This is a genomic window from Micromonospora sp. NPDC049114 (assembly GCF_040648635.1).
Taxonomy (GTDB): domain Bacteria; phylum Actinomycetota; class Actinomycetes; order Mycobacteriales; family Micromonosporaceae; genus Micromonospora.
Genome location: NZ_JBEZEA010000002.1, coordinates 80,411 through 102,679, shown reverse-complemented (window position 1 = coordinate 102,679; position 22,269 = coordinate 80,411). Strand labels below are relative to the sequence as shown.

Here is a 22,269-nt window from a genome sequence, read left to right as displayed (position 1 = left end):
GGCGGCGGTGACCGTCACCGCCGCCGGCCCAACACCTGCACCGCCTGCGACCGGTGGCCGTTCATCGTGGCGACCTCGATCCGGTCCTCCTCGGCCAGGTCGAAGTCGGCGAGCAGACCACGCAGGTGCGTTATCTCGTGATGCCGGCACACGGCACCGTCGTCCGTGGTGAAGACCCCGTACGGCGCCCCGAAACGCTGGGCGTGTGCGCGGTAGCGCTGACGGTTTCGCGCGTCGTCGTCCTGAAGGAGCCGATCGCTGACGTAGAGCAGTCCGCCGGGCACCAGGACACGGCTCAGCTCGGCGATCAGTGCCCGCTGAGCGTCATCGTCGGGGACGCAGGTGAGTACCGCGAACAGCACGACGGCATCGAAGCTCGCCGCGGGGTACGCGAGCGCCGGCGACGACTCCAGGACGGCGAACCGCAGATCGGGCCACACCTGACGGCCCCGCTCGATCAGGGCGGGGGACGGGTCCACGCCGGACACGTCGCGGAAGCCGTGTTCGGCCAACTCGCCCATGACCCGGCCGTAGCCGCAGCCAAAGTCCAAGATCCGCGCGGACGGCCGTAGCCCTGACAGCCACGTGAGATTGACCGGATGAGTGAACGTCTTGGTCGTGCCGACGCTGTCCCAGTACGCGATCTGATTTGCCGAACCGTTCATGCGCGGCGAGTGTACCCACGGCATCGGGGCACGCTCGCATATCACCCTCTGCACACCACCGGTTCGATCGGCGAACATCGCGGCGACAACCCTTGGAGAGGACACGTCCGCGCCGGTACGTCCGGGTCGCCGCAGGTGCTGGAGGTGCGTAGGGTCCTGGGGTCATGAAGGTCCTGATCTCTGTCGACATGGAAGGCATCTCGGGGATCGTGCATCCCACCGAGACGAATCCGGATCGGTACGACTACGAGCGCGGCCGTGCCCTGATGACGGCCGAGGCGAACGCGGTGATCGCCGGCGTTCTCGATGCCGCACCCGACGCCGTGGTGTGGGTCGCCGACGCGCACGGACCGTTTCGGAACCTTCTGCCGGAGGACCTCGATCGACGTGCTCATCTCGTGCGCGGCAAACCCCGCCCGCTGGGCATGCTGGCGGGGCTGGACGAGCACACGGATGCCGTCATGTTGATCGGGTATCACGCCCGGGCCGGCGCCGGGCCTGCCGTACTGGCGCACACGATGAGCGACGCGATCCTCGACGTACGCGTGGCGGGGCGGACGCTGGGCGAGATCGGTCTCAACACCGCCATGGCTGGGCACCTGGACGCTCCGGTCGTCCTGCTCAGCGGAGACGACACCGCCTGCGCGGAATTCGGTGAGCTGGTGCCCTCGGCGGTCACCGTCGCCGTCAAGCAGACCCTGGGCCAGGCCGCCGCAGTGGCCCTCCATCCGCAGGAGGCACGCGAGCGGCTGCGCCGCGCTGCCGCCGGCGCCATCTCCCGACGCGCCTCGATTCCCCCGTGGACGATGGCCGGGCCGTTGGACGTCGAGGTCGACCTGTACGGCCCGTACATGGTCGACCTCGCGGTGCTGGTGCCGGGTGTGACCCGCGTCCGCGGCGGCCGGACTGTCGCCTTCCACGCCGCTGACGTCGCCGAGGTCTACCGGCTCATTCAACTGCTCGTCCAGCTCGCCAGCATCAGACCGGACTAGTACGCCAGCCACCGTCCGGTTCCTGCTGCCCCTCAGCAGCTCAGGCCGTAGGCCGACAGGGCGGCGTCGAGCATGCGTTCCTGCTGATCCGCCGGGTACGCAGCGGGATCCGCGGCGGCGAGAGCCGCGACGCCCTCGGTCATCGCGATCAGCCCCAGGGCGACCGCGCCGACCTGGTCGACCGGCCAGTCCGGGGCGGCCGCGGCGACCAGTCGTTCGACCCGTTGCCGCCAGGCTCGGTTGTTGCGGCGGTGCATGTCGGTCAGTTCGGCGTCCGCCACCGCCGCGGCCAGGAAGCCCACCCAGACGACGCTCCAGGTGATCGTCTCCGGATCAGTCGCCATGCACTGGCGGAGCACCGCGCGCAATGCTTCCCGCGGCGAGGTGGCCGCGGCCTCGAGTGCCTCGACCCGTTGCCGGGTGGTGTCGTGCAGCAGTTGCCGGGCGTGCAGCAGCAGCGCTCGACGGTTCGGGAAGCGGTGCATGACCAGGCCCGTCGTGCAGCCGGCCGCCGCGGCGACCGCGCGCACAGTCAGCTTTTCCAGGCCCTGCTGCGCGAGCACGTCCCAGACCGCGCGCGACAGCGCCTCGCCCTGGGCCGCTCGGTCGGCGGGCGGCGGTGACACGGCTCTCACCCCTCCATCGTCGTAACGAATGTTACCGTAACGCTTGTTACCGAGTCTCGGTGAGGAGCGGCATGGCCTGGATCATCACGCAGCGGCCGTGGACCGACCCGGTGGGCGAGGCGTTGCGTGTGGCGCAGAAAGCCGAACTCGACCTCCGCTACGGTACCGACGAGCATGAGCCCGGCACGCCGCCGACGGCCGAGAACATCGACCTGTTCCTGGTCGCGGTCGACGACGCCACCGGCCAACCACTCGGCTGCGCCGCGCTGCGCCGCCTCGACCCGGTCACGGTCGAGGTGAAGCGGATGTACGTGGTACCGGAGAGCCGCGGCTCGGGGGTGGCGACCGACCTGCTCCGCAGGCTGGAGGAGGCCGCACGGGAGCGTGGTTGGACGACCGTCCGGCTGGAGACCGGGACCGCCCAACCGGACGCGATCCGTTTCTATGAGCGCGAGGGCTACCGCGAGATCCCGCTGTTCGGCGCGTACGTGGGCTCCGACGACTCGGTCTGCTACGAACGCGTCCTACCCGACGGAGCACCCCGGCCGCAGCCCACAGCGCGGCTCTGATCACGCGGTGGCCGCCCTGCGTCCACCGGCCCTGACGTGGATCCCCAACGGCGGCTGCCGTACCGGCGCGAGGCGCATGATCGACTCGGGTTCCCGGAAGCCGGGGTGTCCCGCTTGCCCGGACACCCCGCCTTCACGGAACCCGAGTCGATCATGCGCGGTAGGCCGGGATGGCGGCCCGCGTGACGGTGGGCACCGGTATGTGGCAATCGGTCCGGGCGCTCTGTTTGATCTAGCCATTTGCATCTAGCGATGCTCCGCGCGGCTGTCGTAGGGTTCCGTCAGCACCTAGAAAGTTGTTCACAAACGGTTGCTATGCCCTACTTTGTGCTGCGGGTTGAACGGCGAGGGCGATGGATCAATCGACAGGAAACCTTACGGCTGAAGACCCTGGATGGGTGGACGACATCCTGTTCTCCGGCCATCCGACCGACGTTTGTCTCCGCCTGCCGGAACCGATCGACCGGGTCACCCTGCACCGGCTGGTGACCGCCGCGCAGGACCGCCTGATCGCTGCCGGCCTGCGCCCCGGTGGCGCCGCCGCGCTACGACTGCCACCGTCACTGGCGTACGTGGTGAACCTGCTGGCCACCTGGCGCGCTGGCGCACAGGCGATCCTGCTCGACCACCGGCTGACCGACCATGAGGTGGATCGGGCGCTGACCCGACTCACCCCGCAGGTGGTGATCGCGCCGCTGCGCACGGCCGGCGGCGCGCTGAAGGTCTTCGTCGACGTCACCGAGAGCGTCACCCGCCACGCCGACCGTCCGGCGGTCAGCGGGCACGCCGTGATCCAGCTCAGCTCCGGCTCCACCGGCCCGTCCAAGGTGATCGGCCGTACCGCAGCCGACCTGGTCGCCGAGGTGGGCCGCTACACCCGCATCGACGGCGTACCGCTGCCCGGCGAACGCATCATCCTGCTGCCCTCCATGGTGCACGTGCTCGGGCTCGTCGGCGGACTGCTCTACGGCCTGCACGCCGGAGTCGAACTGGTGCCACCGCAGCGACTCAGCGGCGACGCCGTGCTGGCCGCGATCGCCGCCGACCCGACACCGGCCACCGTGCTGGGTGTGCCGTTCCACATCGGTCTGCTCGCCTCCACCCGGCCGTCCGGCCCCCTGCCACAGCTGCGGCGGATGACCACCGGTGGCGAACTGGTGCCGGCCGCTGTCGCACAGGCGTTCACCGACCGGTACGGGGTGCCGCTGGGCAACATGTACGGGATGACCGAGGTCGGGGTGATCGGCACCGACCTGCACGGAGCACACCGGCCGTCGATCGCCCCGGCGCCCGGCATCGAGGTCCGCGAGTCCGAGGGCGAGCTGTGGGTGTCCTGCCCGGCGTCGCCGTACGTCGGGCTCAGCGACCCGACCCGCTGGGCCGACGGCTGGCTGCACACCCGCGACGCCGGCACCGTCGACGCCGACTCCGGGCTGGTCACCGTGCGCGGCCGGCTCGACTCGCAGGTCTCGGTGGGCGGGATGAAGGTCGACCTCACCGAGGTGGAGGCCACCGTCGCCGAGCTGCCCGGCGTGGCCGCCGCCGTGGTGGTGTGGGACGACGGCATCACCGCGTACGTCCAGCCCGACGGCCCGCTGTCGGAGGAGATGCTCGACAAGCTCCTCGCCGAGCGGTTGGCCGGCTACAAGCGACCCCGGGTGCTGCGCCTGCTCGACGCGTTGCCCCGCACCACCACCGGCAAGCTGGTCCGCTCGACCGGCGCGCTGCGGTCGGCGGCGACACCGTGACCGGCCCCCTGCACCACCTCGACGTCGGGACCGGCCCCCTGCACCACCTCGACGTCGGGACCGGGCCACTGCGCCACGTCGGCCTCGACGTCGGGACCGGGCCCCTGCGCCACGTCGACGTCGGGACCGGGCCCCTGCGCCACGTCGACGGCGGGACCGGCCCGCTGCACCACCTCGACGGCGACCTCGACGCCCGCCTCGGCGCGTACCGCGACGGCCAGCACGAGACCGCCGCCCAGCTCCGGATGACCGACCCGCACGGGCTCGCCGCCGGGCACCTGACGCAGCGGCAGGCCGGGCGGAGGCATCTCCCGGAGCAGTCCGCCGCCGCGCAGCCCGACACCGAGCGCCTTGCCGACAGCCTCCTTGGCGGTCCACAGCCGCAGGAACTCGGCCGCCCGGCCGGCCTCGGGTCGATCGGCCAGCCAGGCCAGCTCGGCCGGCGGGAACCAGCGGCGGGCCAGCGCGAGCGCGGGCAGCGCACGGACCTGCTCCACGTCCACGCCGACCGGGCCGGCCGCACGGGCGGCGACCACCACGACCCGACCGGCGCGGCTGACGCTGACCGGCAGCTCGACGGACTCCGGCCCGGCGATACGTACGACCGGGTTGCCGGCGGGGCCGTGTGCCAGCACCACCTCCGCCTCGGCGCGGCCGAGCAACGCCGCGCCCGCCTGCCGCAGCAACCGCACGGCGGGACCCGGCCGACCGCCGGTGTCCCGACCGACCCACACGTACGCGGTGTCCCGATCGGACACCGTCAGTTGGTCCACGCAGAGAGGGTATCCATGAGAGCCGAGGTCCGCGCCTTCGTCGTCGAGCAGCTCGCCGACATGAACTACGACGTCGAGGGGCTCGACGACGACACCACGCTCGGCCCGTCCGGCGTCGACCTGGAATCGCTGGCACTGGCCGACCTGTCCGTCCGCGTCGAGGACCGCTACGGCGTGACGTTCGCCGACGACGAGTCGGAGAAGTTGGCCCTCATGACGGTAGGCGAGTTCACCACGATGGTCGCCGACCGTGTCGCCGAGGCGACGAGCGACAACGCCTGATGCCCGGTCAGCCCGACCTGGGGCGAGCTGACCTGCTGACCATGCTCGCCGAACTCACCGCGAAACCCGCCGCCGAGGTCCCCGACCGGATCGGCTCGATGGAACTCGCCTGGCTCGTGCACCTCATCGAGCAGCGCTACGAGCGTCGGCTCGACCTCACCGACGACGACCTGGCCGGCATCCGTACCGTCGACGACGCCCTGGCGGTCTTCCGGGCGTCGCTGACCGCTACCGCAGATGGCTGAGCCACCCGTCGCCCAGCTCACCGGTGTGTACGCGGTCAGCGCCCTCGGTCGCGGCGCCGACGCGCAGCTCGCCGGCGTCCTGGCCGGTGCGCCGGCGTTCGGCCCGGTACGCCGCTTCGACACCACAGGCCGCCGGGTCGCCGTGGCCGCCACCCTGCCCGACGTCGGCACCCTCGCCGACGAACTGGCCGCCGCGATCGACGCGGCCTGCGCGGCGGCCGTCCTGACCGACGTACGGCGGGCGGGGTGCGCGTTGCTGCTCGCCGTGCACGGGGGCCCGGCGCCGGGCGCGGGGCCCGCCCCGGCCGCGCTCGCCGGCCAGCTCGCGCTGCGCACCGGACTGTCCGGGCCGACCCGCGTCTACACCAGCGCCTGCGTGTCGGCGAGCACGGCGGTGGCCGACGCCGCCGCCCTGATCGCCCGGGGCGACCTGGACCGGGCGGTGGTGGCCGCCGGCTACCTCGTCGAACCGGACCAGTTCGCGCTCTTCGACGCCGGCAGGGCTCTCGCCGACGACGGTGCGGTACGCCCGTTCAGCGCCGGCCGACGGGGGTTGCTGCTCGGCGACGGGGTGGCCGCGGTGGTGCTCGAGTCCCGCGCGGCGGCCCGTCGACGGGACGGTGGACCGGTGGCCACAGTGGTCGGTTGGGGGCGGGCCGGGGACGCGTTCCACCCCTGCCAGCCGGACCCGTCCGGCACCGGGCTGGCGCACGCGGTCCGCGCCGCGCTGCGTCGGGCCGGGCTGTCACCGCAGGCCGTCGGCTACGTCAACGCCAACGCCACCGGCACCGCGCAGAGCGACGCCGCGGAGGCGGCGGCGCTGCGCCAGGCCCTCGACGGGTACGCCGCTCAGGTGCCGGTCAGCTCCACCAAGGCCCTGCACGGGCACGCGTTGGAGGCGTCCGGGCTGCTCGAACTGGTGGTCACCGCGCTGGCGCTGCGCCACGGTGAACTGCCGGTCAACGCCGGCTGGCGGGGCCCGGACGAGGCGTGCCCGCTGGATGTCATCACGGATCGTCCCCGGAGGACGACGGCGACGCACGCCCTGACCCTCAACGCCGCCTTCGGTGGCGCCAACACGGCACTTCTGGTCGGCGCCCCGTGACCACCCCGACCTCCCCGCGGTCCGGCACCTTCTGTCCCGACGAATCCGCTGACGCCCGCGAAACGACCACCGAAACCGCACGAGCGCGCCAGGCGGGGATGCGGGAGCTGGCGCGGGCCTGCTGGCCCGAGGCCGGCGACGGGGACGTGCCGGGCGTGCCGGGGTTCGTGTTCTCCGGGTTCGCACCGGTCGTGGTGGCCGTCGCCGAGCGGTGTCTGCGGCGACGGTACGGCACGGGACCGGTGCCGGCCGGGACGCGGACGGCGATCGTGCTGGTCACCGCCAGCGGCGACCGGGCCAGCGCCGAGCACGTGCGGGCCACTGTCGAGGCCGGCGGGCGGGTCGGCCCGTTGTTCTTCTACCAGTCCGTGCCCAACAGCGTCGCCGGGCACATCGCGGCTCGCTGGGGGCTGCGCGGCCCGGTGGTCTGCCTCAGCCCGACCGGTGACCCGTACGCCGACGGCACCGCCGAGGCGACCCTGCTGCGCGACGACGGCGACGCCGACGAGGTGTTGCTGGTCCTGATCGAACAGGCGCCCGACACGTCCACCGAGGCGGTCGCGGTGCTGCTGGGTGAAGGAGCACGACCATGAGGACACGGGGACTGCGCGGCGCACTGGCCGCCGACACCGAGCTGGGCGCGGGCAACATGCTGGCCCGGGTGCTGGCGCACGGCGCCGACCCGGACGGGCCCGGCCTGACCTTCGACACCGCCGTCGACGGGCACCCGGCGGACGAACCGCTCACGCTCGGCCAGCTCGACGAGCGGGTCACCGCCCGCGCCGCCTGGCTGCACGAGCGCGGGGTACGCCCCCGCGACCCGGTCGCCGTCTGGGCCACCGCTGCCGCCGACATGGTGCTGAGCTTCCTGGCGCTGGCCCGGCTCGGTGCGATTCCGGCGCTGATGAACGGCAAGCTCCGTCCCGAGATCGCCGCCGAGTACATCCGCCGCCTGCGCGGCGTCGGTGTGCTCGCCGACGACGCGCACACCGCGCTGCTGGCCGGGCACGACCTGGGCGTACCGCTGCTGGGCACGCCCGCGCGGGCCGGCACGGGCGACCCGGCTGCCGCACCGGCGCACTACCGGCACCACAGCGACGACCCGATCGTGATCACCCACACCTCCGGGACGACCGGGGTGCCCAAGGCGGTGCTGCACTCGCACGCGAGCCTCTTCGCCGCCACCCGGCACCTGCTCACCATGCCGCAGGCGCAGGGCACCCGCCGGATCCTCAACGCGCTGCCCGCACCGCACACCGCCACCGTGCTGATGGTCAACCAGGCGCTGGGCAACCGCGCGGAGATGTTCCTGCTGTCCGAGCAGGGCGGCGAGCGGGTGCTCGACGCCATCCAACGCTGGCGCCCCGACGGGGTGTTCGGTTTCTCGGTCACCTGGGCCGAGCTGGCCCGCTTCGACCTGTCCGGCTACGACCTGGACTCGGTGCGGCTGTGGTTCAACACCGGCGACTGCTCGCACGAGCCGCACATCCGCCGGCTGGTCGCGACCGGCTGGCGGGACACCGTCACCCGCGACGGCGTGGCCCGGGTGCCCGGCTCGGTCTTCATCGACGGGCTGGGCTCCAGCGAGATGGGGCACTCCATGTTCCACATCACCCACCGCGCCGACACCGACAGGTACGGCCGCTGCATCGGCCGGCCCTACGAGTTCGCCCGGGTCGCGGTGCTCGACGCCGACGGCGAGCCGGTGCCGGTCGGCGAGGTGGGTTTCCTGGGCGTGGACTCGCCGTCACTGTTCCGGGGCTACTGGAACGACTCGGTCACCACCCACCGGTTCCGCCAGCGCGGCTGGTACCTCACCGGCGACCTGGTCCGGGCCGACGCCGACGGCCGCTACTACCACCTGGACCGGGCGGTCGACTCGGTCGACGCCGGAGACGGCCGGCGGTTCTTCACCGCCCTGTCCGAGGAGAAGATCCTCGCCAGCTGCCCGGACGTCACCGACTGCACCGTGGTGATCGTCGCCGGGGCCGGGGGTGTGGTCACCGACGTGCTGCTGGAGTTGGCAGCCGGCGCCGACGAGGCGCAGGACCGCACCGAACGGGTCCGCGCGGCGCTCGGCGCGGACGTCGGCGCCACGCTGCGCCGGGTGGTGCCGGTGCGCTCGGACGACATCCCGGTCACCGTCACCGGCAAGGTCCGCAAGGTGGCCCTGCGCGAGCGCTACCTGACCGAGGCGTCGTCGTGAGCGGGCGATCCGGGGTGGCGGCGTGAGCGCGCTGATCACCGGGATGGGCCTGTTCACCCCGGTCGGGCGGGGCGTCGAGGAGACCTTCGACGCGCTGACCACCGGCCGTTCCGGGCTGACCCGGCCGCCCGCCGGTCATCCGGCGCGCGAGTCGCTGGACGTCGCCGGCCTGCTGCCGGACATCGACCCGCGCAGCGTCGTGTCCGGGCCGGAGAGCCGTGTGCTGGACCGGATCGTGGTGCTCGCTCTGCTCGCCGCCGCCGACGCGCTCGCCGACGCCGGCATCGAGGTGGGCCGCGACGTCGACGAGTCCCGGATCGGCGTGATCGTCGGCGGGGTCGGCGGGATGGCGACCCTGGAGACCCAGGTGCTCGCCCGGGCCGCGCGGGGTCGCGCGGCGGTCAGCCCGTACCTGCTCACCGGCATCCTGCCGAACATGCCGGCGGCGCGGATCGCCATCGCGCACGGCATCCGGGGCTACAGCTCGTCGGTCGGCACGGCCTGCGCGTCCGGCGCGCAGGCGGTCGCCGACGCGGTCCGGTTGATCCGGGCGGGGGAGGCCGACGTGGTGCTCTGCGGGGCCAGCGAGGCGCCGCTGTTTCCCACCTTCGCCGACACCTTCGGCAACGCGCGGGCGCTGGCCCGCGCCGGGGACGACCCGTCCCGGGCGAGCCGGCCGTTCGACACGTCCCGCTCCGGGTTCGTGCTGGCCGAGGGCGCGGCGCTGCTGGTGGTCGAACGTGCCGAGCACGCCGCCGCACGCGGTGCCACCGGGTACGCCGAGGTGGCCGGCTACGGCGCGACCACCGACGCGTACCACCCGACGGCCCCGCGCCCCGACGGCGCCGGCGCCGCCGCGTGCATCCGTGGCGCGCTGCGCAGCTCTGGCGTGCCGGCGGCCGCGGTCGGCTACGTCAACGCGCACGGCACCGGCACGAAGCTCGGGGACATCGCCGAGACCACCGCGCTCGGGGACGTCTTCGGCGACTGCGGTGTGCCGGTCAGCTCCACCAAGGCGCTCACCGGCCACCTGCTCGGCGCCTCCGGGGTGCTGGAGGCGGCGGTGACCGCGGTGGCGCTCGGTCGAGGGCTGCTGCCACCGACGTACCACCTCGACGACCCGGACCCGGCCTGCCCGGCGGACCACATCCGTGGCACGCCCCGCAAGGCCGACCCGGAGTACGCGCTGACCAACTCGTTCGGGTTCGGCGGCCAGAACGTGAGCCTGCTGCTCGCGCGGGTCGCCGAGCCGAGGAGGTGAGCGACGCGGCATCCCGGACGGGGGGCGTCCGGACGGCAACACGGGGGAAGCATGGGGAAGGGCACTGAACATGGACATCCGTGGGATCGACCACATCGAACTCTACGTAGGTGACGCCCGACAGGCGGCCTTCTACTTCAGCACCGCAGTCGGTTTCCAGATCTGCGGCCAGGGTGGCCCGGAGACCGGCCTGGCCGGGCAGCGCTCACTGCTGCTCTGCCACGGCGACATCCGCCTGCTGCTCACCTCCGGCCTGAGCGCCGAGCATCCGGCGGCCCGGTACGTGCAGCGCCACGGCGACGGCATCGCTGTCGTCGCGGTCGAGGTCGGCGACGTCGAGCAGGCGTACGCCGAGCTGGTCGGCCGGGGCGCGACAGGCGTGACGCCACCGACCACGCTGACCGGCGCGGACGCCGAGGTGGTGACCGCCGAGGTGGACGGCTTCGCCGACGTGCGGCACCGCCTGGTGCAGCGCCGGGGGAGCCGCGCCGACTTCCTGCCCGGCGTGATCACACCGACGCCGTTCACCGCGGACGAGGGCAAGCCGGTCCTGGCCGAGGTCGACCACCTGGCGGTCTGCGTGCCACCCGGCCAGCTGGACGAGACGGTCCGGCACTTCGAGGGGCTGTTCGAGTTCGCGCAGATCTTCGAGGAGCACATCGAGGTCGACGGGCAGGGGATGAACTCCAAGGTGGTGCAGAGCCCGTCCGGGCAGGTCACAGTGGTGCTGCTGGAGCCGGACCGGACCCGCCGGCCGGGGCAGATCGACGCGTTCCTCGACCAGCACGCCGGTGGGGGAGTGCAGCACCTGGGGCTGCGTACCGACGACATCGTGGCTGCCGTGGAGTCGCTGGGCCGGCGCGGGGTGCGCTTCGCCGGCACCCCCGCCAGCTACTACGAAGCCCTGGAGGCCCGGGTCGGCCGGGTGGACGCACCGCTGGAACGACTGCGCGAGCTGGGGGTGCTCGTCGACTCCGATCACGGCGGGCAGCTGTTGCAGATCTTCGCCGAGTCGATGCACGTGCGCCGCACGCTGTTCCTGGAGCTGATCGAGCGGCGCGGCGCGAGCGGCTTCGGCAGTGGCAACATCAAGGCGCTGTACGAGGCCAAGGAGCGGGAACTGGCCGCGGCCGCGGCGGTGGGCGCATGACCGCGACCGGTTACGAGTCGACGTTGACCACGGCCGAGCAGGCGCTGCTGCCGTCCGACGACGACGTGCGGCACTACGCCGAGCACGGCTGGTACCTGTCGAAGAAGCTGTTCACCGACGACGAGGTGGACGCGCTCGCCGCCGCCGCGCAGCGCTACTACGACGGTGAACGGGACCGGCGGCTGCCGGTGCGCCCACCGAAGCTCGCCTACTGGGAACCGTCGAAGGGGCCGGTGCAGCGGCACAACGACTACGTCCACCACGAGCACGACGGGCTGGGCGCGATCCTGCGCAAACCGCTGATCGGCGCGGTCGCCGCCCGGCTCGCCGAGGCCGACGAGATCCGCGTCTTCCAGTCCACGCTGATCTACAAGCCGCCGATCTCCGGCGAGCCGAGCAACATCGTGCCGTGGCACTTCGACAAGCACTACTGGGCGTCGTCCTCGTCGGAGAAGATGCTCACCGCGTTCATCCCGTTCCACGACTGCGGCCAGGAGATGGGCACCATCACCATGGTCGACGGCTCGCACCGCTGGAAGGAGATCGGCGCCGACGACACGGTCGTGCGGCACTTCGCCGACCGGGACCGCAGCCAGCTGGAGGAGATGCTGGCCGAGAATGCCGCGTACAACGGCGCGGAGATCCGCAAGATCCCGATGGTGATCCCCAAGGGACACGTGAGTTTCCACCACTGCCGCACCTACCACGGCAGCGGCCCCAACGTCAGCGGTCGCCCCCGACAGGCGATCTCGCTGCACCTGCAGGACGGCGACAACGCCTGGCGGGAGTATCCGCTCTCCGACGGCACGCTCGCCGCGTACAACCACGACGTGCTGGTCCGCCGCACCCACGACGGGCGGCCGGACTACGCGGACCCCGACTACTGCCCGGTCATCTGGCGCCACCGCGCCCAACAGGGAGGCTGACAATGTCACGGTACGACTGGGGTAGGACGCACCCGGGCATCGAGCGGCTCGAACAGGCGGTGACCGAGCGGCGCGACGCCGTGGTCAAGCACCCGCTCTACGCCAACCTCGACACCCACGAGTCGCTGGTCACCTTCATGGAGCACCACGTCTTCGCGGTGTGGGACTTCATGTCGCTGCTCAAGTCGTTGCAGCGGCAGTTGACCTGCGTGAACGTCCCGTGGATCCCGACCGGCCCGACCGGCAGCCGCCGCCTCATCAACGACATCGTCATGGTGGAGGAGAGCGACGAGCTGGGCGAGGGCTACATCAGCCACTTCGAGCTGTACGTGCGGGGCATGGCCGAGGCCGGCGCGGACACCACAGCCGTGAACAGCCTCGTCGACCTGCTGCGCGCGGGCCGGCCGGTGACCGGCGCGCTCGCCGAGGCGGGGGCGCCGGCCGCGTCCGCGCGGTTCGCCGCGACCACCTGGCACATCATCGAGTCCACCCCGGTGCACTGCCAGGCGGCGGCCTTCGCGTTCGGCCGGGAGGACCTCATCCCGGACATGTTCACCCAGGTCGTCGCGGTCAACGAGCGCAGCAACCGGCTGCACACGTTCGTCGACTATCTGGAACGGCACATCGAGGTCGACGGCGAACAGCACACCCCGATGGCCATGCAGATGCTCGCCGACCTGTGCGGCGACGACGACACCAAGTGGCAGGAGTGCGCCGACACGGTCAACACCGCACTGGCCGCCCGCGCCCGGCTCTGGGACGACATCCTCGCGGCGATCAAGGCGCCGGCGTGACCGACGCCGACCCGGTCCGGCTCTACCGCACGGTCCGGCTGATCCGCCGGTTCGAACAGCGTGCGGTGGAGCTGGTCCACGGCGGGCAGATCGTCGGCGGCATCCACCCGTACCTCGGTCAGGAGGGGATCGCCGCCGGCGTCTGCGCCGCGCTCGGGGCCGACGACGTGCTCGCCGGCACCCACCGCGGGCACGGGCACGTGCTGGCCCGCGGCGCCGACCCGGCCCGGATGCTCGCCGAGCTGTGCGGCCGGCTGACCGGCCTGAACGCCGGGCGGGGCGGCTCGATGCATGCCGCCGATGTCAGCATCGGCGTGCTCGGCGCGAACGCCATCGTCGGCGCGTCCGGGGCGATCATCACGGGCGCGGTGTGGGCCCGGCGACGGCAGGGCCGCGACACCGTCGGGGTGAGCTTCTTCGGCGACGGCGCGGTCAACGAGGGGATGCTGCTGGAGGCATTCAACCTCGCCGCGCTGTGGCGGGTGCCGGTGCTGTTCGTCTGCGAGAACAACGGCTACGCCACCACCATGCCGGTCGCCGGCGCGGTGGCCGGCAGCATCGCCGGCCGGGCCGCCGCCTTCGGCATCCGGGCCGTCGAGGTCGACGGCCAGGACCCCGAGGCGGTACGCGACGCCGCGGCCGCCGCCGTCGACCGGATGCGCGCCGGCGGCGGCCCCGAGCTGATCGAGGCCCGGACCTACCGCTTCGACGCCCACCACACCTTCGAACACGCGGTACGCCTCGACTACCGACCGCCCGACGAGGTGACCCGGGGTCGGGCCCGGGACCCGGTGCACATCCAGGGCGAACGGCTCTCCGACGCCGACCGCGCCGCGGTGGACGCCGAGGTGGAGGCGACAGTCGACGCGGCGGTGCGCTTCGCCCTGGACAGCCCGGAACCCGACCCGGCCGACGCGCTGACCTACCTGTACGCCAGCGGAATGACCGCCCGCACCGGAGGTGGCTGAATGACCCTGCGCACCGGAGGTGGCTGAGGTGCCCCGACTGTCGTACCGCCGGGCCCTGACCCGGGCCCTCGCCGACGAGCTGGCCCGCGACGAGGCGGTGTTCCTGCTCGGCGAGGACATCCAGGTCGGCGCGTCGCTGGTGACCACCGGGCTGGCCAAACGGTTCGGCGTCGACCGGGTCCGCGACACACCGCTGTCGGAGCAGGCGTTCACCAGCTTCGCCACCGGGGCGGCGCTGGCCGGGCTGCGGCCGGTGATCGAGTTCCAGATCCCGTCGCTGCTGTTCCTGGTCTTCGAGCAGATCGTCAACCACGCGCACAAGTTCCCGTTGATGACCGGCGGGCAGTGCGCGGTGCCCGTCACCTACCTGGTGCCCGGCTCCGGGTCGCGTACCGGCTGGGCGGGGCAGCACTCGGACCACCCGTACAGCCTCTTCGCCCACGTCGGCGTGGTCACCGTCGTGCCGGCCACCCCGGCCGACGCGTACGGGCTGCTGGTCAGCGCGATCCGGCACGACGACCCGGTGGTGGTGTTCGCCCCGGCGGGCGCGATGGACGTCCGCGACGACGTGTCCGATCTGGAGCCGGTGCCGCTGGGCCGGGGGCGCATCCACCGCTTCGGCGACGACGTCACGGTCGTCGCGGTCGGGCATCTCGTGCACGACGCGCTCGCGGTCGCCGCGGAGCTTGCCGACCAGGTCTCGGTGGAGGTGTTCGACCCGCGCACCCTGTACCCCTTCGACATCGACGGGTTGGCCGAGTCGGTGGCCCGCACCGGGCGTCTCGTGGTGCTCGACGACGCCAACCGCTCCTGCGGCATCGCCGCCGAGATCATCGCCTCGGTGGTGGAGCGGGTCCGACTGCTCGCCCCGCCGCGCCGGGTCACCCGCCCGGACGGGGCGGTGCTGCCGTTCGCCCCCGCCCTGGACCGCGCCGTGCAGCCCTCCCGGGCGCAGCTCGCCACCGCCATCCACCTGACCATGAAGGACTCATCATGATCGACCCGAACTACTCGTGGCCGCCGGCCGACCGGGCCTGGACCGACCTTCCGGAGCCGGCCCGCCAGGCCATGGTGGCCAGCGGCGCGGCCGCCTGGGAACGCGTCTTTCACGGACGGGCCACCTACAACAAGGAGTGGCGGTTGGCCCGCCCCCCGATCCTGACCGCCGACGCCTGGCGGGAGCTGAACGAGGTCTGCGACCGGCTGGCCCACCTCATCCTGGACACCTGCCGGCGCCGGGTGGACACCGCCGGCGAGTTGCGCCGGCTGCTCGGCGTCCCGGCGGGGGAGACCCGGCTGTTGGACGAGTCGGAGCCGCTGACCGAGGCGCTGCTGGCCGCCTACCGACCGGATGTGATCTTCACCGAGGGCGTGCCGAAGTTCGTCGAGTACAACATCGACAGCAGCCTCGGGGGAGGGTTCGACGCCGACACCGTCATCCAGCGGTTCGCGCAGCTCTACGCCGAGCACGGCATCCTCGACGACCTGCCGGTACGCGCCGCGCCGTCGCTGCTGGACCAGCGTTTCGTGGCGATCCGCGAGGAGCTGGGGTTGCCCGCCGGCGCCCGGTTGGCGCTGCTGATGGACTTCGACGCCGACTACCCGGGGCTGGACGACCCGGAGACGTTCATCCGCATCCTCAGCCCGCTCGCCGTGCGGGCCCGCGACTTCGGCATCGACCTGGTCATCGCGCCCCTGGCCACCGCCACCCTGGCGGACGACAAGCGGCTCGTGGTGGACGGTGCGCCGGTCGACGCGCTGTTCCGCCTCTTCGTGCCCAACCGGGTCACCCCGACCGCCGGCCTGGACGCGGTGGCCGGCGCGCTGGCCGCCGGCACGCTGCCGATGTTCGTGTCGGCGGCGGCCTGGCTGCTCGGCAACAAGACCACCTTCGCCTGGCTGTGGGAGGACGTGGACGCCCTGCCCGCCGACGACCAGACGCTGATCCGCCGGCACGTGCCGTACACGGTGCCGTTGACCGTCGCGGTGCTCGACCGGGCGATCGCCGAGCAGGCCGAGCTGGTGGCGAAGCCGGCGGACGGCTCCGCCGGGCACGGGGTGCTGATCGGCCCCGAGCTGAGCCCGGCGGAGTGGGCCGAGGGCCTGCGCGCGGCCGTCGACCGGGGCGGCAACATCCTGCAGCAGTACCTGCCGGCCGACCGGGTGCCGATGGACTTCGTGCAGATCGAGACCGGCGAGACGGTGACGGCCGACGTTCCGTACTCCCTCGCCCCGTACCTGTTCGGCCGCCAGGCCTCCGGCGGCCTGGCGAGGGTCGGCTTCCCCGGCGGCGACGGAATCCTCAACCTGGCCCACGGAGTCCTCCTGACCGGAGTCCTCCTGTCCGGCCCCCAACCCTCGGTTGATCATGAAGTTATTGCCGCGACACGCCGCGCCGAAGGGCAATAACTTCATGATCATCGGGCGCGGTGGGGCGGAGGCGTCGTCGGAGCGCGCGCAGGGTTTCGGCAGTCGCTATCGCGTCGCTGCGGGCGCTGCCGTGGCGGCCGTCGGTGCTGTAGAGGGTCGGGTCGGCCGTCAGCGGGTGGTCCGTGAGGTGCACGTGGACAGTTCCCAGGCGGTCGGCCAGCCGCGCCGTGTGCGCGGAGAGGCGGCGCATCCGTTCCCCGAGGCCGGCCCGCACGTGCTCGGGCACGGCCGGGCTGTGCGACACGTCGAACATGCCCACCGTGATCACGTCCGCGCCGACGTCCCGTAGCGCGCTGATCATCGCGGTCAGCTCGGCGTCCACCGCGTCCGCGTCGTACGCGGGATGAAAGGCGTCGTTGCCGCCGCAGACGACCAGCGCCAGGTCCGGCTCGAAGGCCAGCGCCGGGGCGAGCTGCGCGGCCCGCACCTGGTGCGCGTGCAGCCCGCGCCGACCCAGATTGCGGTACGCCAGCTCGGGGCGCACGGCCCTCAGCTCGGCGGCGACCCGGTCCACCCACTGCACGTCCGGGTATCCCGGCGTCGGCTCGCACATGCCCTCCACGACGCTGTCGCCGATCGCCACGAACCGCCGCCACGGGTGCCCGCGCAGCAGCTCGGTGGCCTCACCGGGGCGGAGACAGTACGGGTCTGTCGATTCGTCGAGCGTCGATGGCATGCCGGCACGCTAACCGACAGGCGCCTCCTCGGCCAGGCTGACCTCGGCCAGGTGGAACTGACGACGAACGACGAGGTTCGTTGCCCCTGTCGGATTGGCGTCGTCGGGGCGGTGGCGTCGGCGCGGTGGGCCGGTGTGCTGGCACGGGTCCGCCACGATGACGGTGGGCCGGCCGCCGTGGGGCTGGCGACTCGCTCGGAGGGAGGTGGCGGTGCTCAACGCCTTTCTGCAGGCGCTGGCGAGCAAGCTGGTCGAGGCGATCCTCGGCAAACTGACCGAGTGGCTCGCGCCGAAGGCGCTGCGGGCCGTGCCGCACCGTGCCTCGCCGGACTGTCCACGCTGCGGCGGGTACGGCGTCCGGCGATGGGCCCCCGGCGGCATGTGGGCGGTGTTCCTGCTGTCGCTGCTGGCCTTCGCGTGGGGCTTCGGGTTCACCCTGCTCGGCGTGCCGATGGTCGTTGTGGTCGTGGTCGGCGCGGTGCTGTCCGACGGCGTCGGCGCCCTGTGGCCCGCCCTGCTCGCGCCGCTGGGCCTGCTGGTCCCCGGTGCCCTGATGGTCGGGGGAGCGTTCGGGCTGGCCTGGTACAACAGCTACCCGCCGAAGTGGTGCGCCCGCTGCCACAGCCGGTGGCCACGGCGCGACCGCGCCGAGTACCTGCGCTCGGCCCGGGAGTTCACCTGCGGCTGCGGGCAGCGCCTGCGCGTGCCGACCGCCGTCGCCGGGTCGAAGCTGCGCTGCCCGCGCTGCCGGACCGAACACGCCACCCCGGTCCGAACCGGTCACTGACGAGACGCCCCAGCCGGGGCCGGTGCGCGGGGGATCAGCGGGACACGGCGTGCTCGGCGAGCAGTTCGCCGAGCACCCGCCGGGCCCAGGCCGCCGTGGCCGGCTCCGGGGCGTCAAGCGTGATGAGCGCCTTCCACAGCGCCCACCCGCGTCCGCGCGCCCAGGTGGCCGCGTCGACGTCGAGCGCGTCGCGGAACGCCGCCCGGGCGGCGCCGCGCAGCAGCGTCCAGGCGATCACCGTGTCGCAGGCGGGATCGCCGACACCGCAGCAGCCGAAGTCGATGACGGCGGCGAGCCGGCCGTCGCGGACCAGCAGGTTGCCGTCCGCGACGTCGCCGTGGAACCAGACCGGGGGCCCGTCCCAGGCGGCGTCGAGCGCGGCCTGCCAGATGTCGGTCACCACGTCGACGGGCAGCCGGTCGCGGTGCGTCCCGATGGCCGCGCGGGTCTCCGCGTCGTACGTGGACAGCGGGCCACCGCGCCAGGCGCTGTGCGGGCCGGCCGCCGGGCCCTCGGTGGTGTCGACGTCTCGCAGGGCCCGCAGGAAGGCGGCGAGGTCGGTCGCGAATCGGGTCAGGTCGTCGATCCGCTCGACGGCCGCGGTCCGGCCGTCGATCCAGCCGTAGACCGACCACGGGTACGGGTAGCCGGCCCCGGGCCGGCCCTGGGCCAGCGGGGTGGGGATGTCCAGCGGCAGCTGGCCGCCGAGGAGCGGCAGCCAGCGCTGTTCCTTGGCGACCTGCTGGGCGTAGCCCTCGCCGCTGGGCAGCCGGACGGTCATCTCGTCACCCAGGTGGAAGGTGCGGTTGTCCCAGCCGCCGACCTCGACCGGGCGCACCGGCAGCTCGGCCCAGCGGGGGAACTGCTCGGCGACCAGTCGACGGACCAGGCCCACGGTGATGCGCCGGGCCGTCGTCTCGTCGGTGTGCGGCGCGTCGGGTGCGGGCTGTGCGCTCATCCGCCCGAGCCTGCGGGCTCCGCCGGGCGCCCGCAACCGATTTGCGCCGACGGTGGGGCCGGTCGGGCCAGCGCCTGGGCCACGCGTGCGGGAGGTGCGCGCCTGGCCGTACCTCAACCGGCTCCTTTGCTCTGCTTCCACCCAGGCAACGGTTGGGGCCTCGTACTGTTGCCTCCGTTGAAGCAGAGCAAAGGCGGCGGGCGAGGTGGTCGCCACCCGCCCGCCGGCCAGCAGGACGTCAGGCGGCTGCAGGTGTGGGTCGCGTCGGTGTCTTCGGGTTGGATGCCCTGGCCACCAGGGGGAACGCGGTGACGAGCAGGCACGCCACGGCCATGACCAGCAGCGCCGGGGTGAGCCCGAGCGCGTCCACCGACCAGCCGCCGAGCAGCGCGCCGACCGGCAGGCCCACGAAGGCCAGCGATCCGGCGATGCCGAGCACCCGGGTCTGCAGATCCGGCGGCACCCGCTCGTAGAGCGCCACCCCGAGCAGCGGGTTGACCGCCGCGATGCCGATGCCGGACAGGAACGTCACCACGAGCACGACCGGCAACTCGTCGCTGATCGCCAATGCGATCAGTCGAGGCGTGCCGGCGACCATCGCCCCGAGCAGGAACGTCAGCCGGCCCGGCAGCCGCGGGCCGAGCGCGGTGAACAGCACGTTGCCCAGCAGCGCGCCGGCCGAGAACGCCGCAAGCACGAGGCCGAGGCCGCTCGGGCCGTGCAGCTCCCGGGCGATCCAGAACGGGATGTAGACGGCCACGCTGGCGTTGGCGACCATGTTCAGCGCCGAGACGACGACAAGCATCCCCAACAGCGGTCGGTCCCGGACGAGGTAGCCGAACCCGTCACCCAGCGCGCGCAGGTAGCCGACCGGGGCGGCGGGCTGCGCCGGAGCGGCCGAAGGGCGGACCAGGAGACCGATCAGCAGGGCGCAGATCGCGAAGCTGGCCGCGTCGATGAGGATCGCCTGGCTCACCCCGAACGCGGCGATCAACAGACCGCCCACGGCGGCGCCGAACAGCGTCACCACCCGGCTCAACCCGTCGTACGCCGAGGTCAGGCGGATCAGCGGCACCCCGGCGGCCTCGGCGACCGGCCGGAACATGACGTGCTTGACCCGGTCCCCGATGCCGCGCAGCGCGCCGGCCACCGCGACCAGCGCCACCAGGGGGGCGAAGCCCAGCCACGGAGTCAGCGCGACGACGACCATGGCCACCGCGCTGCCCGCGTCGCACAGGATGGAGGTGCGGCGCAGGCCGAACCGGTCCGCCCAGGGCGTGCCGAGGGCGCTGGACAGCAGGTACGGCAGCGTCTCGGCGAACGCGACCAGACCCATCTTGGTCGGGCTGCCGGTGGTGACCAGCACCAGCCAGGGGATGGTTACCACCGAGATGCGGGTGCCCAGGTTGGAGATCAGGTCCGCGCTGACCAGGACGACCAGCTGCCGGCGGGGGGTCATGTCCCGACCGCCGCCGTCCGGCGGGCGGCGTACCGCGCGCGCAGCGCCTGCTTGTCCACCTTCACCGACCGGTTCACCGGCAACCTGTCGACGAACTCCACCCCGGCGGGCGCCCACATCTCGTTGAGCTCGGCGGTCACCAGGTCGATCAGCTCCCGTTCGGTGACTGTCGCGTCCGGCGCCGGCACGACGTAGGCGTACGGCACCTCGCCGGCCGTGGGGTCCGGCACGCCGATCACCGCGGCGGCGCGTACCTGCGGGTGCCCGGCGAGCACGTCCTCGATCGGGCGGCTGTAGATGGGCCAGCTGCGCTGGCGGGTCAGGATCATGTCGTGGGTCCGGTCGACCAGGTAGAGGTAGCCGTCGGCGTCGAGGTGGCCGATGTCGCGGCTGCGGACCCAGCCGTCGACCAGCGTCTGCGCGGTCAGTTCCGGCTCGCCGTGGTAGCCGGCGAAGCTCAGCTTCGTGTGCACCCACACCTCGCCGTCGCGGCCCGGCGGCAGCACGGTGCCGTCGTCGTCGCGGATCTCGACGCGTACGTCGCCGTAGGGCCGCCCGCAGGAGCGCAGCCGCTCCGGGTGCTCCGGATCGTCGGTCAGACCGGGCAGAGCGGTGATGACCACGGCCTCGCTGAGGCCGTACACGATGCGCAGTACCGGGCCGAACCGCGCGATGGCCTGGCGCAGCCGGGCGGGCGCGGCGGGCCCGGCGCCCACGTTGAACATGAACATGGCCGAGAAGTCGGCGCCCACCAGCGCCGGATGGTCCAGCAGTTCGTAGAGCATCGGCGGGGTGACGAACGTGGAGTTGATCCGCTCCCGCTGCACGGTGGCCACGAACGCCGCCGGGTCCCAGTCGTCGCGCAGGAACAGCACGCCACCGGTGAACAGGTTGATCAGGGCGGTGATCTGGCCGCTGGCCAGCCACATCGGCGAGTGCGACAGGTGCCGCAGCAGGGGGAACCCGGCGGCGCGGAAGTCGGCCGCGAGGGTGAGGATCTGGGCGTAGAAGCTCTCGGTGTGGTGCACCAGCTTGGGTGTGCCGGTGGTGCCGCTGGTCTGCAGGAACGACTCCGGCGCGCGGGCGGCCGCCGGCAGCGCCATGGAACCGGCCGGATCGGTGTCGGCCGTGACGTCCGGGCCGGCGCCGCCGGGGCCCAGGCAGCACACGGGCACGCCCGGCAGCGCGGCGGCCAGCTCCGGTCCCAGGCTGGCGGGGTCGCGGGCGTCGTAGACGAGGGCGTCGGGGCAGGCCAGCCGGATGAACTCGTCGACCTCCCGGCGGGCGGTGACCGGGGCGACCCACATCGTCCGGCAGCCGATCAGGTGCAGGGCGAGCTGGAGCAGCGGCCCCTCCACGGCGTTCGCGACGGTCACCAGCACCGCCGAGCCGGGCCGTACGCCGTGCCGGGTCAGAGCCCCCGCCATCGCCCGCACCAGCGCGGCGGCCTCGGTGTACGTGATGCGGCAGTCACCGCCGACCAGCGCCTCCCGATCGCCGAAGTCGGCGAAGAGATCCAGCGCCCTGTCCACATAGGTCGCGTGCCCGGGCCCGTCAGTCATCCGGCAAACCCCCATCGTCGCAAGGAAGCGGCGGTCTCCGGGTCGGTCTTCCCGGTGACACCGCGGGCGGTGGGCGCGCGTTCGGCG

23 protein-coding genes are annotated in these 22,269 nt (G+C 73.0%); 16 read left to right on the top strand and 7 right to left on the bottom strand.

Features of this window, described 5'->3' with window-relative positions; genetic code table 11:
• Positions 1–14: 14 nt before the first annotated feature.
• Positions 15–665 (bottom strand): class I SAM-dependent methyltransferase, encoded by a 651-nt coding sequence (locus tag AB0B39_RS08140; RefSeq protein WP_357573838.1) that lies wholly within the window; start codon positions 663–665, stop codon positions 15–17.
• A 164-nt stretch (positions 666–829) separates the two neighbouring features.
• Between AB0B39_RS08140 and AB0B39_RS08135 the strand changes: the two genes are divergently transcribed.
• On the top strand, positions 830–1,657 hold the full coding sequence (locus tag AB0B39_RS08135) for a M55 family metallopeptidase (protein WP_357573837.1): 828 nt from the start codon (positions 830–832) through the stop codon (positions 1,655–1,657).
• A 32-nt stretch (positions 1,658–1,689) separates the two neighbouring features.
• Here the strand turns inward: AB0B39_RS08135 and AB0B39_RS08130 are convergent, their stop codons facing one another.
• Positions 1,690–2,292, bottom strand: a complete 603-nt coding sequence (locus AB0B39_RS08130; protein WP_234587085.1) for a TetR/AcrR family transcriptional regulator — start codon at positions 2,290–2,292, stop codon at positions 1,690–1,692.
• A 62-nt stretch (positions 2,293–2,354) separates the two neighbouring features.
• Between AB0B39_RS08130 and AB0B39_RS08125 the strand changes: the two genes are divergently transcribed.
• Together AB0B39_RS08125 and AB0B39_RS08120 are read left to right on the top strand one after the other, a co-directional pair.
• Complete coding sequence (locus AB0B39_RS08125) at positions 2,355–2,852, top strand: GNAT family N-acetyltransferase (protein ID WP_357496966.1); 498 nt, start codon at positions 2,355–2,357, stop codon at positions 2,850–2,852.
• A gap of 353 nt (positions 2,853–3,205) precedes the next feature.
• The gene (locus AB0B39_RS08120; RefSeq protein ID WP_357496964.1) at positions 3,206–4,600 is read left to right on the top strand and encodes a class I adenylate-forming enzyme family protein; all 1,395 of its coding nucleotides are present in this window, start codon (positions 3,206–3,208) and stop codon (positions 4,598–4,600) included.
• On the opposite strand, the gene AB0B39_RS08115 is transcribed toward AB0B39_RS08120, so the two are convergent.
• Positions 4,495–5,373 carry a 4'-phosphopantetheinyl transferase superfamily protein gene (locus AB0B39_RS08115; protein WP_357573836.1) on the bottom strand — a complete coding sequence of 293 codons (879 nt, stop codon included), beginning with the start codon at positions 5,371–5,373 and terminating at the stop codon, positions 4,495–4,497. The genes AB0B39_RS08120 and AB0B39_RS08115 overlap by 106 nt on opposite strands.
• Positions 5,374–5,388: 15 nt before the next feature.
• Here AB0B39_RS08115 and AB0B39_RS08110 point away from each other — a divergent pair, with 15 nt between their 5' ends.
• The 12 genes from AB0B39_RS08110 to AB0B39_RS08055 all read left to right on the top strand — a co-directional run bounded on the left by AB0B39_RS08110 (position 5,389) and on the right by AB0B39_RS08055 (position 16,719).
• On the top strand, positions 5,389–5,655 hold the full coding sequence (locus AB0B39_RS08110) for an acyl carrier protein (protein ID WP_354862635.1): 267 nt from the start codon (positions 5,389–5,391) through the stop codon (positions 5,653–5,655).
• Positions 5,655–5,900, top strand: a complete 246-nt coding sequence (locus tag AB0B39_RS08105) for an acyl carrier protein (RefSeq protein ID WP_357496960.1) — start codon at positions 5,655–5,657, stop codon at positions 5,898–5,900. The genes AB0B39_RS08110 and AB0B39_RS08105 overlap by 1 nt, the downstream gene beginning before the upstream one ends.
• Positions 5,893–7,005: a beta-ketoacyl synthase N-terminal-like domain-containing protein gene (locus AB0B39_RS08100; protein ID WP_357496958.1), complete on the top strand. Its 1,113-nt coding sequence runs from the start codon at positions 5,893–5,895 to the stop codon at positions 7,003–7,005. The genes AB0B39_RS08105 and AB0B39_RS08100 overlap by 8 nt, the downstream gene beginning before the upstream one ends.
• A gap of 98 nt (positions 7,006–7,103) precedes the next feature.
• Positions 7,104–7,598, top strand: a complete 495-nt coding sequence (locus tag AB0B39_RS08095) for a beta-ketoacyl synthase chain length factor (protein WP_357496956.1) — start codon at positions 7,104–7,106, stop codon at positions 7,596–7,598.
• A complete protein-coding gene (locus tag AB0B39_RS08090) occupies positions 7,595–9,211 on the top strand; it encodes a class I adenylate-forming enzyme family protein (RefSeq protein ID WP_357496954.1) in 1,617 nt (538 codons plus the stop codon). The genes AB0B39_RS08095 and AB0B39_RS08090 overlap by 4 nt, the downstream gene beginning before the upstream one ends.
• 22 nt (positions 9,212–9,233) lie before the next feature.
• Entirely contained in the window at positions 9,234–10,472 is a 1,239-nt protein-coding gene (locus tag AB0B39_RS08085) for a beta-ketoacyl-[acyl-carrier-protein] synthase family protein (RefSeq protein ID WP_357496952.1), read from the top strand.
• A 70-nt stretch (positions 10,473–10,542) separates the two neighbouring features.
• Positions 10,543–11,622, top strand: coding sequence for a 4-hydroxyphenylpyruvate dioxygenase (gene hppD, locus AB0B39_RS08080; protein ID WP_357573835.1), 1,080 nt, complete (start codon positions 10,543–10,545; stop codon positions 11,620–11,622).
• A complete protein-coding gene (locus AB0B39_RS08075) occupies positions 11,619–12,548 on the top strand; it encodes a phytanoyl-CoA dioxygenase family protein (RefSeq protein WP_357573834.1) in 930 nt (309 codons plus the stop codon). Before hppD ends, AB0B39_RS08075 begins: the two co-directional genes overlap by 4 nt.
• 2 nt (positions 12,549–12,550) lie before the next feature.
• Positions 12,551–13,342: a DUF3050 domain-containing protein gene (locus AB0B39_RS08070; protein ID WP_357573833.1), complete on the top strand. Its 792-nt coding sequence runs from the start codon at positions 12,551–12,553 to the stop codon at positions 13,340–13,342.
• Positions 13,339–14,310, top strand: a complete 972-nt coding sequence (locus AB0B39_RS08065) for a thiamine pyrophosphate-dependent dehydrogenase E1 component subunit alpha (protein WP_357573832.1) — start codon at positions 13,339–13,341, stop codon at positions 14,308–14,310. The genes AB0B39_RS08070 and AB0B39_RS08065 overlap by 4 nt, the downstream gene beginning before the upstream one ends.
• A 28-nt stretch (positions 14,311–14,338) precedes the next feature.
• Positions 14,339–15,307 carry a transketolase C-terminal domain-containing protein gene (locus tag AB0B39_RS08060; RefSeq protein ID WP_357573831.1) on the top strand — a complete coding sequence of 323 codons (969 nt, stop codon included), beginning with the start codon at positions 14,339–14,341 and terminating at the stop codon, positions 15,305–15,307.
• A complete protein-coding gene (locus AB0B39_RS08055) occupies positions 15,304–16,719 on the top strand; it encodes a hypothetical protein (RefSeq protein ID WP_357573830.1) in 1,416 nt (471 codons plus the stop codon). Before AB0B39_RS08060 ends, AB0B39_RS08055 begins: the two co-directional genes overlap by 4 nt.
• On the opposite strand, the gene AB0B39_RS08050 is transcribed toward AB0B39_RS08055, so the two are convergent.
• Entirely contained in the window at positions 16,685–17,416 is a 732-nt protein-coding gene (locus tag AB0B39_RS08050) for an SGNH/GDSL hydrolase family protein (RefSeq protein WP_357573829.1), read from the bottom strand. The genes AB0B39_RS08055 and AB0B39_RS08050 overlap by 35 nt on opposite strands.
• Before the next feature lie 211 nt (positions 17,417–17,627).
• Between AB0B39_RS08050 and AB0B39_RS08045 the strand changes: the two genes are divergently transcribed.
• Positions 17,628–18,203 carry a hypothetical protein gene (locus AB0B39_RS08045; RefSeq protein ID WP_357573828.1) on the top strand — a complete coding sequence of 192 codons (576 nt, stop codon included), beginning with the start codon at positions 17,628–17,630 and terminating at the stop codon, positions 18,201–18,203.
• A gap of 34 nt (positions 18,204–18,237) precedes the next feature.
• Here AB0B39_RS08045 and AB0B39_RS08040 read toward each other — a convergent pair whose 3' ends face one another.
• The 3 genes from AB0B39_RS08040 to AB0B39_RS08030 all read right to left on the bottom strand — a co-directional run bounded on the left by AB0B39_RS08040 (position 18,238) and on the right by AB0B39_RS08030 (position 22,182).
• Positions 18,238–19,161, bottom strand: coding sequence for an aminoglycoside phosphotransferase family protein (locus AB0B39_RS08040; RefSeq protein WP_357573827.1), 924 nt, complete (start codon positions 19,159–19,161; stop codon positions 18,238–18,240).
• Positions 19,162–19,399: 238 nt separating this feature from the next.
• Positions 19,400–20,620 carry an MFS transporter gene (locus tag AB0B39_RS08035; protein ID WP_357573826.1) on the bottom strand — a complete coding sequence of 407 codons (1,221 nt, stop codon included), beginning with the start codon at positions 20,618–20,620 and terminating at the stop codon, positions 19,400–19,402.
• Positions 20,617–22,182, bottom strand: a complete 1,566-nt coding sequence (locus tag AB0B39_RS08030; RefSeq protein ID WP_357573825.1) for an AMP-binding protein — start codon at positions 22,180–22,182, stop codon at positions 20,617–20,619. The genes AB0B39_RS08035 and AB0B39_RS08030 overlap by 4 nt, the downstream gene beginning before the upstream one ends.
• Positions 22,183–22,269 lie beyond the last annotated feature (87 nt).

What these genes read in the sequence shown, in the direction of transcription:
- AB0B39_RS08140 (WP_357573838.1), bottom strand. Translation starts at nt 665, where the DNA reads ATGAACGGTTCGGCAAATCAGATCGCGTACTGGGACAGCGTCGGCACG.
- AB0B39_RS08135 (WP_357573837.1), top strand. Translation starts at nt 830, where the DNA reads ATGAAGGTCCTGATCTCTGTCGACATGGAAGGCATCTCGGGGATCGTG.
- AB0B39_RS08125 (WP_357496966.1), top strand. Translation starts at nt 2,355, where the DNA reads ATGGCCTGGATCATCACGCAGCGGCCGTGGACCGACCCGGTGGGCGAG.
- AB0B39_RS08120 (WP_357496964.1), top strand. Translation starts at nt 3,206, where the DNA reads ATGGATCAATCGACAGGAAACCTTACGGCTGAAGACCCTGGATGGGTG.
- AB0B39_RS08110 (WP_354862635.1), top strand. Translation starts at nt 5,389, where the DNA reads ATGAGAGCCGAGGTCCGCGCCTTCGTCGTCGAGCAGCTCGCCGACATG.
- AB0B39_RS08105 (WP_357496960.1), top strand. Translation starts at nt 5,655, where the DNA reads ATGCCCGGTCAGCCCGACCTGGGGCGAGCTGACCTGCTGACCATGCTC.
- AB0B39_RS08100 (WP_357496958.1), top strand. Translation starts at nt 5,893, where the DNA reads ATGGCTGAGCCACCCGTCGCCCAGCTCACCGGTGTGTACGCGGTCAGC.
- AB0B39_RS08095 (WP_357496956.1), top strand. Translation starts at nt 7,104, where the DNA reads ATGCGGGAGCTGGCGCGGGCCTGCTGGCCCGAGGCCGGCGACGGGGAC.
- AB0B39_RS08090 (WP_357496954.1), top strand. Translation starts at nt 7,595, where the DNA reads ATGAGGACACGGGGACTGCGCGGCGCACTGGCCGCCGACACCGAGCTG.
- hppD (WP_357573835.1), top strand. Translation starts at nt 10,543, where the DNA reads ATGGACATCCGTGGGATCGACCACATCGAACTCTACGTAGGTGACGCC.
- AB0B39_RS08075 (WP_357573834.1), top strand. Translation starts at nt 11,619, where the DNA reads ATGACCGCGACCGGTTACGAGTCGACGTTGACCACGGCCGAGCAGGCG.
- AB0B39_RS08070 (WP_357573833.1), top strand. Translation starts at nt 12,551, where the DNA reads ATGTCACGGTACGACTGGGGTAGGACGCACCCGGGCATCGAGCGGCTC.
- AB0B39_RS08055 (WP_357573830.1), top strand. Translation starts at nt 15,304, where the DNA reads ATGATCGACCCGAACTACTCGTGGCCGCCGGCCGACCGGGCCTGGACC.
- AB0B39_RS08050 (WP_357573829.1), bottom strand. Translation starts at nt 17,416, where the DNA reads ATGCCATCGACGCTCGACGAATCGACAGACCCGTACTGTCTCCGCCCC.
- AB0B39_RS08040 (WP_357573827.1), bottom strand. Translation starts at nt 19,161, where the DNA reads ATGAGCGCACAGCCCGCACCCGACGCGCCGCACACCGACGAGACGACG.
- AB0B39_RS08035 (WP_357573826.1), bottom strand. Translation starts at nt 20,620, where the DNA reads ATGACCCCCCGCCGGCAGCTGGTCGTCCTGGTCAGCGCGGACCTGATC.
- AB0B39_RS08030 (WP_357573825.1), bottom strand. Translation starts at nt 22,182, where the DNA reads ATGACTGACGGGCCCGGGCACGCGACCTATGTGGACAGGGCGCTGGAT.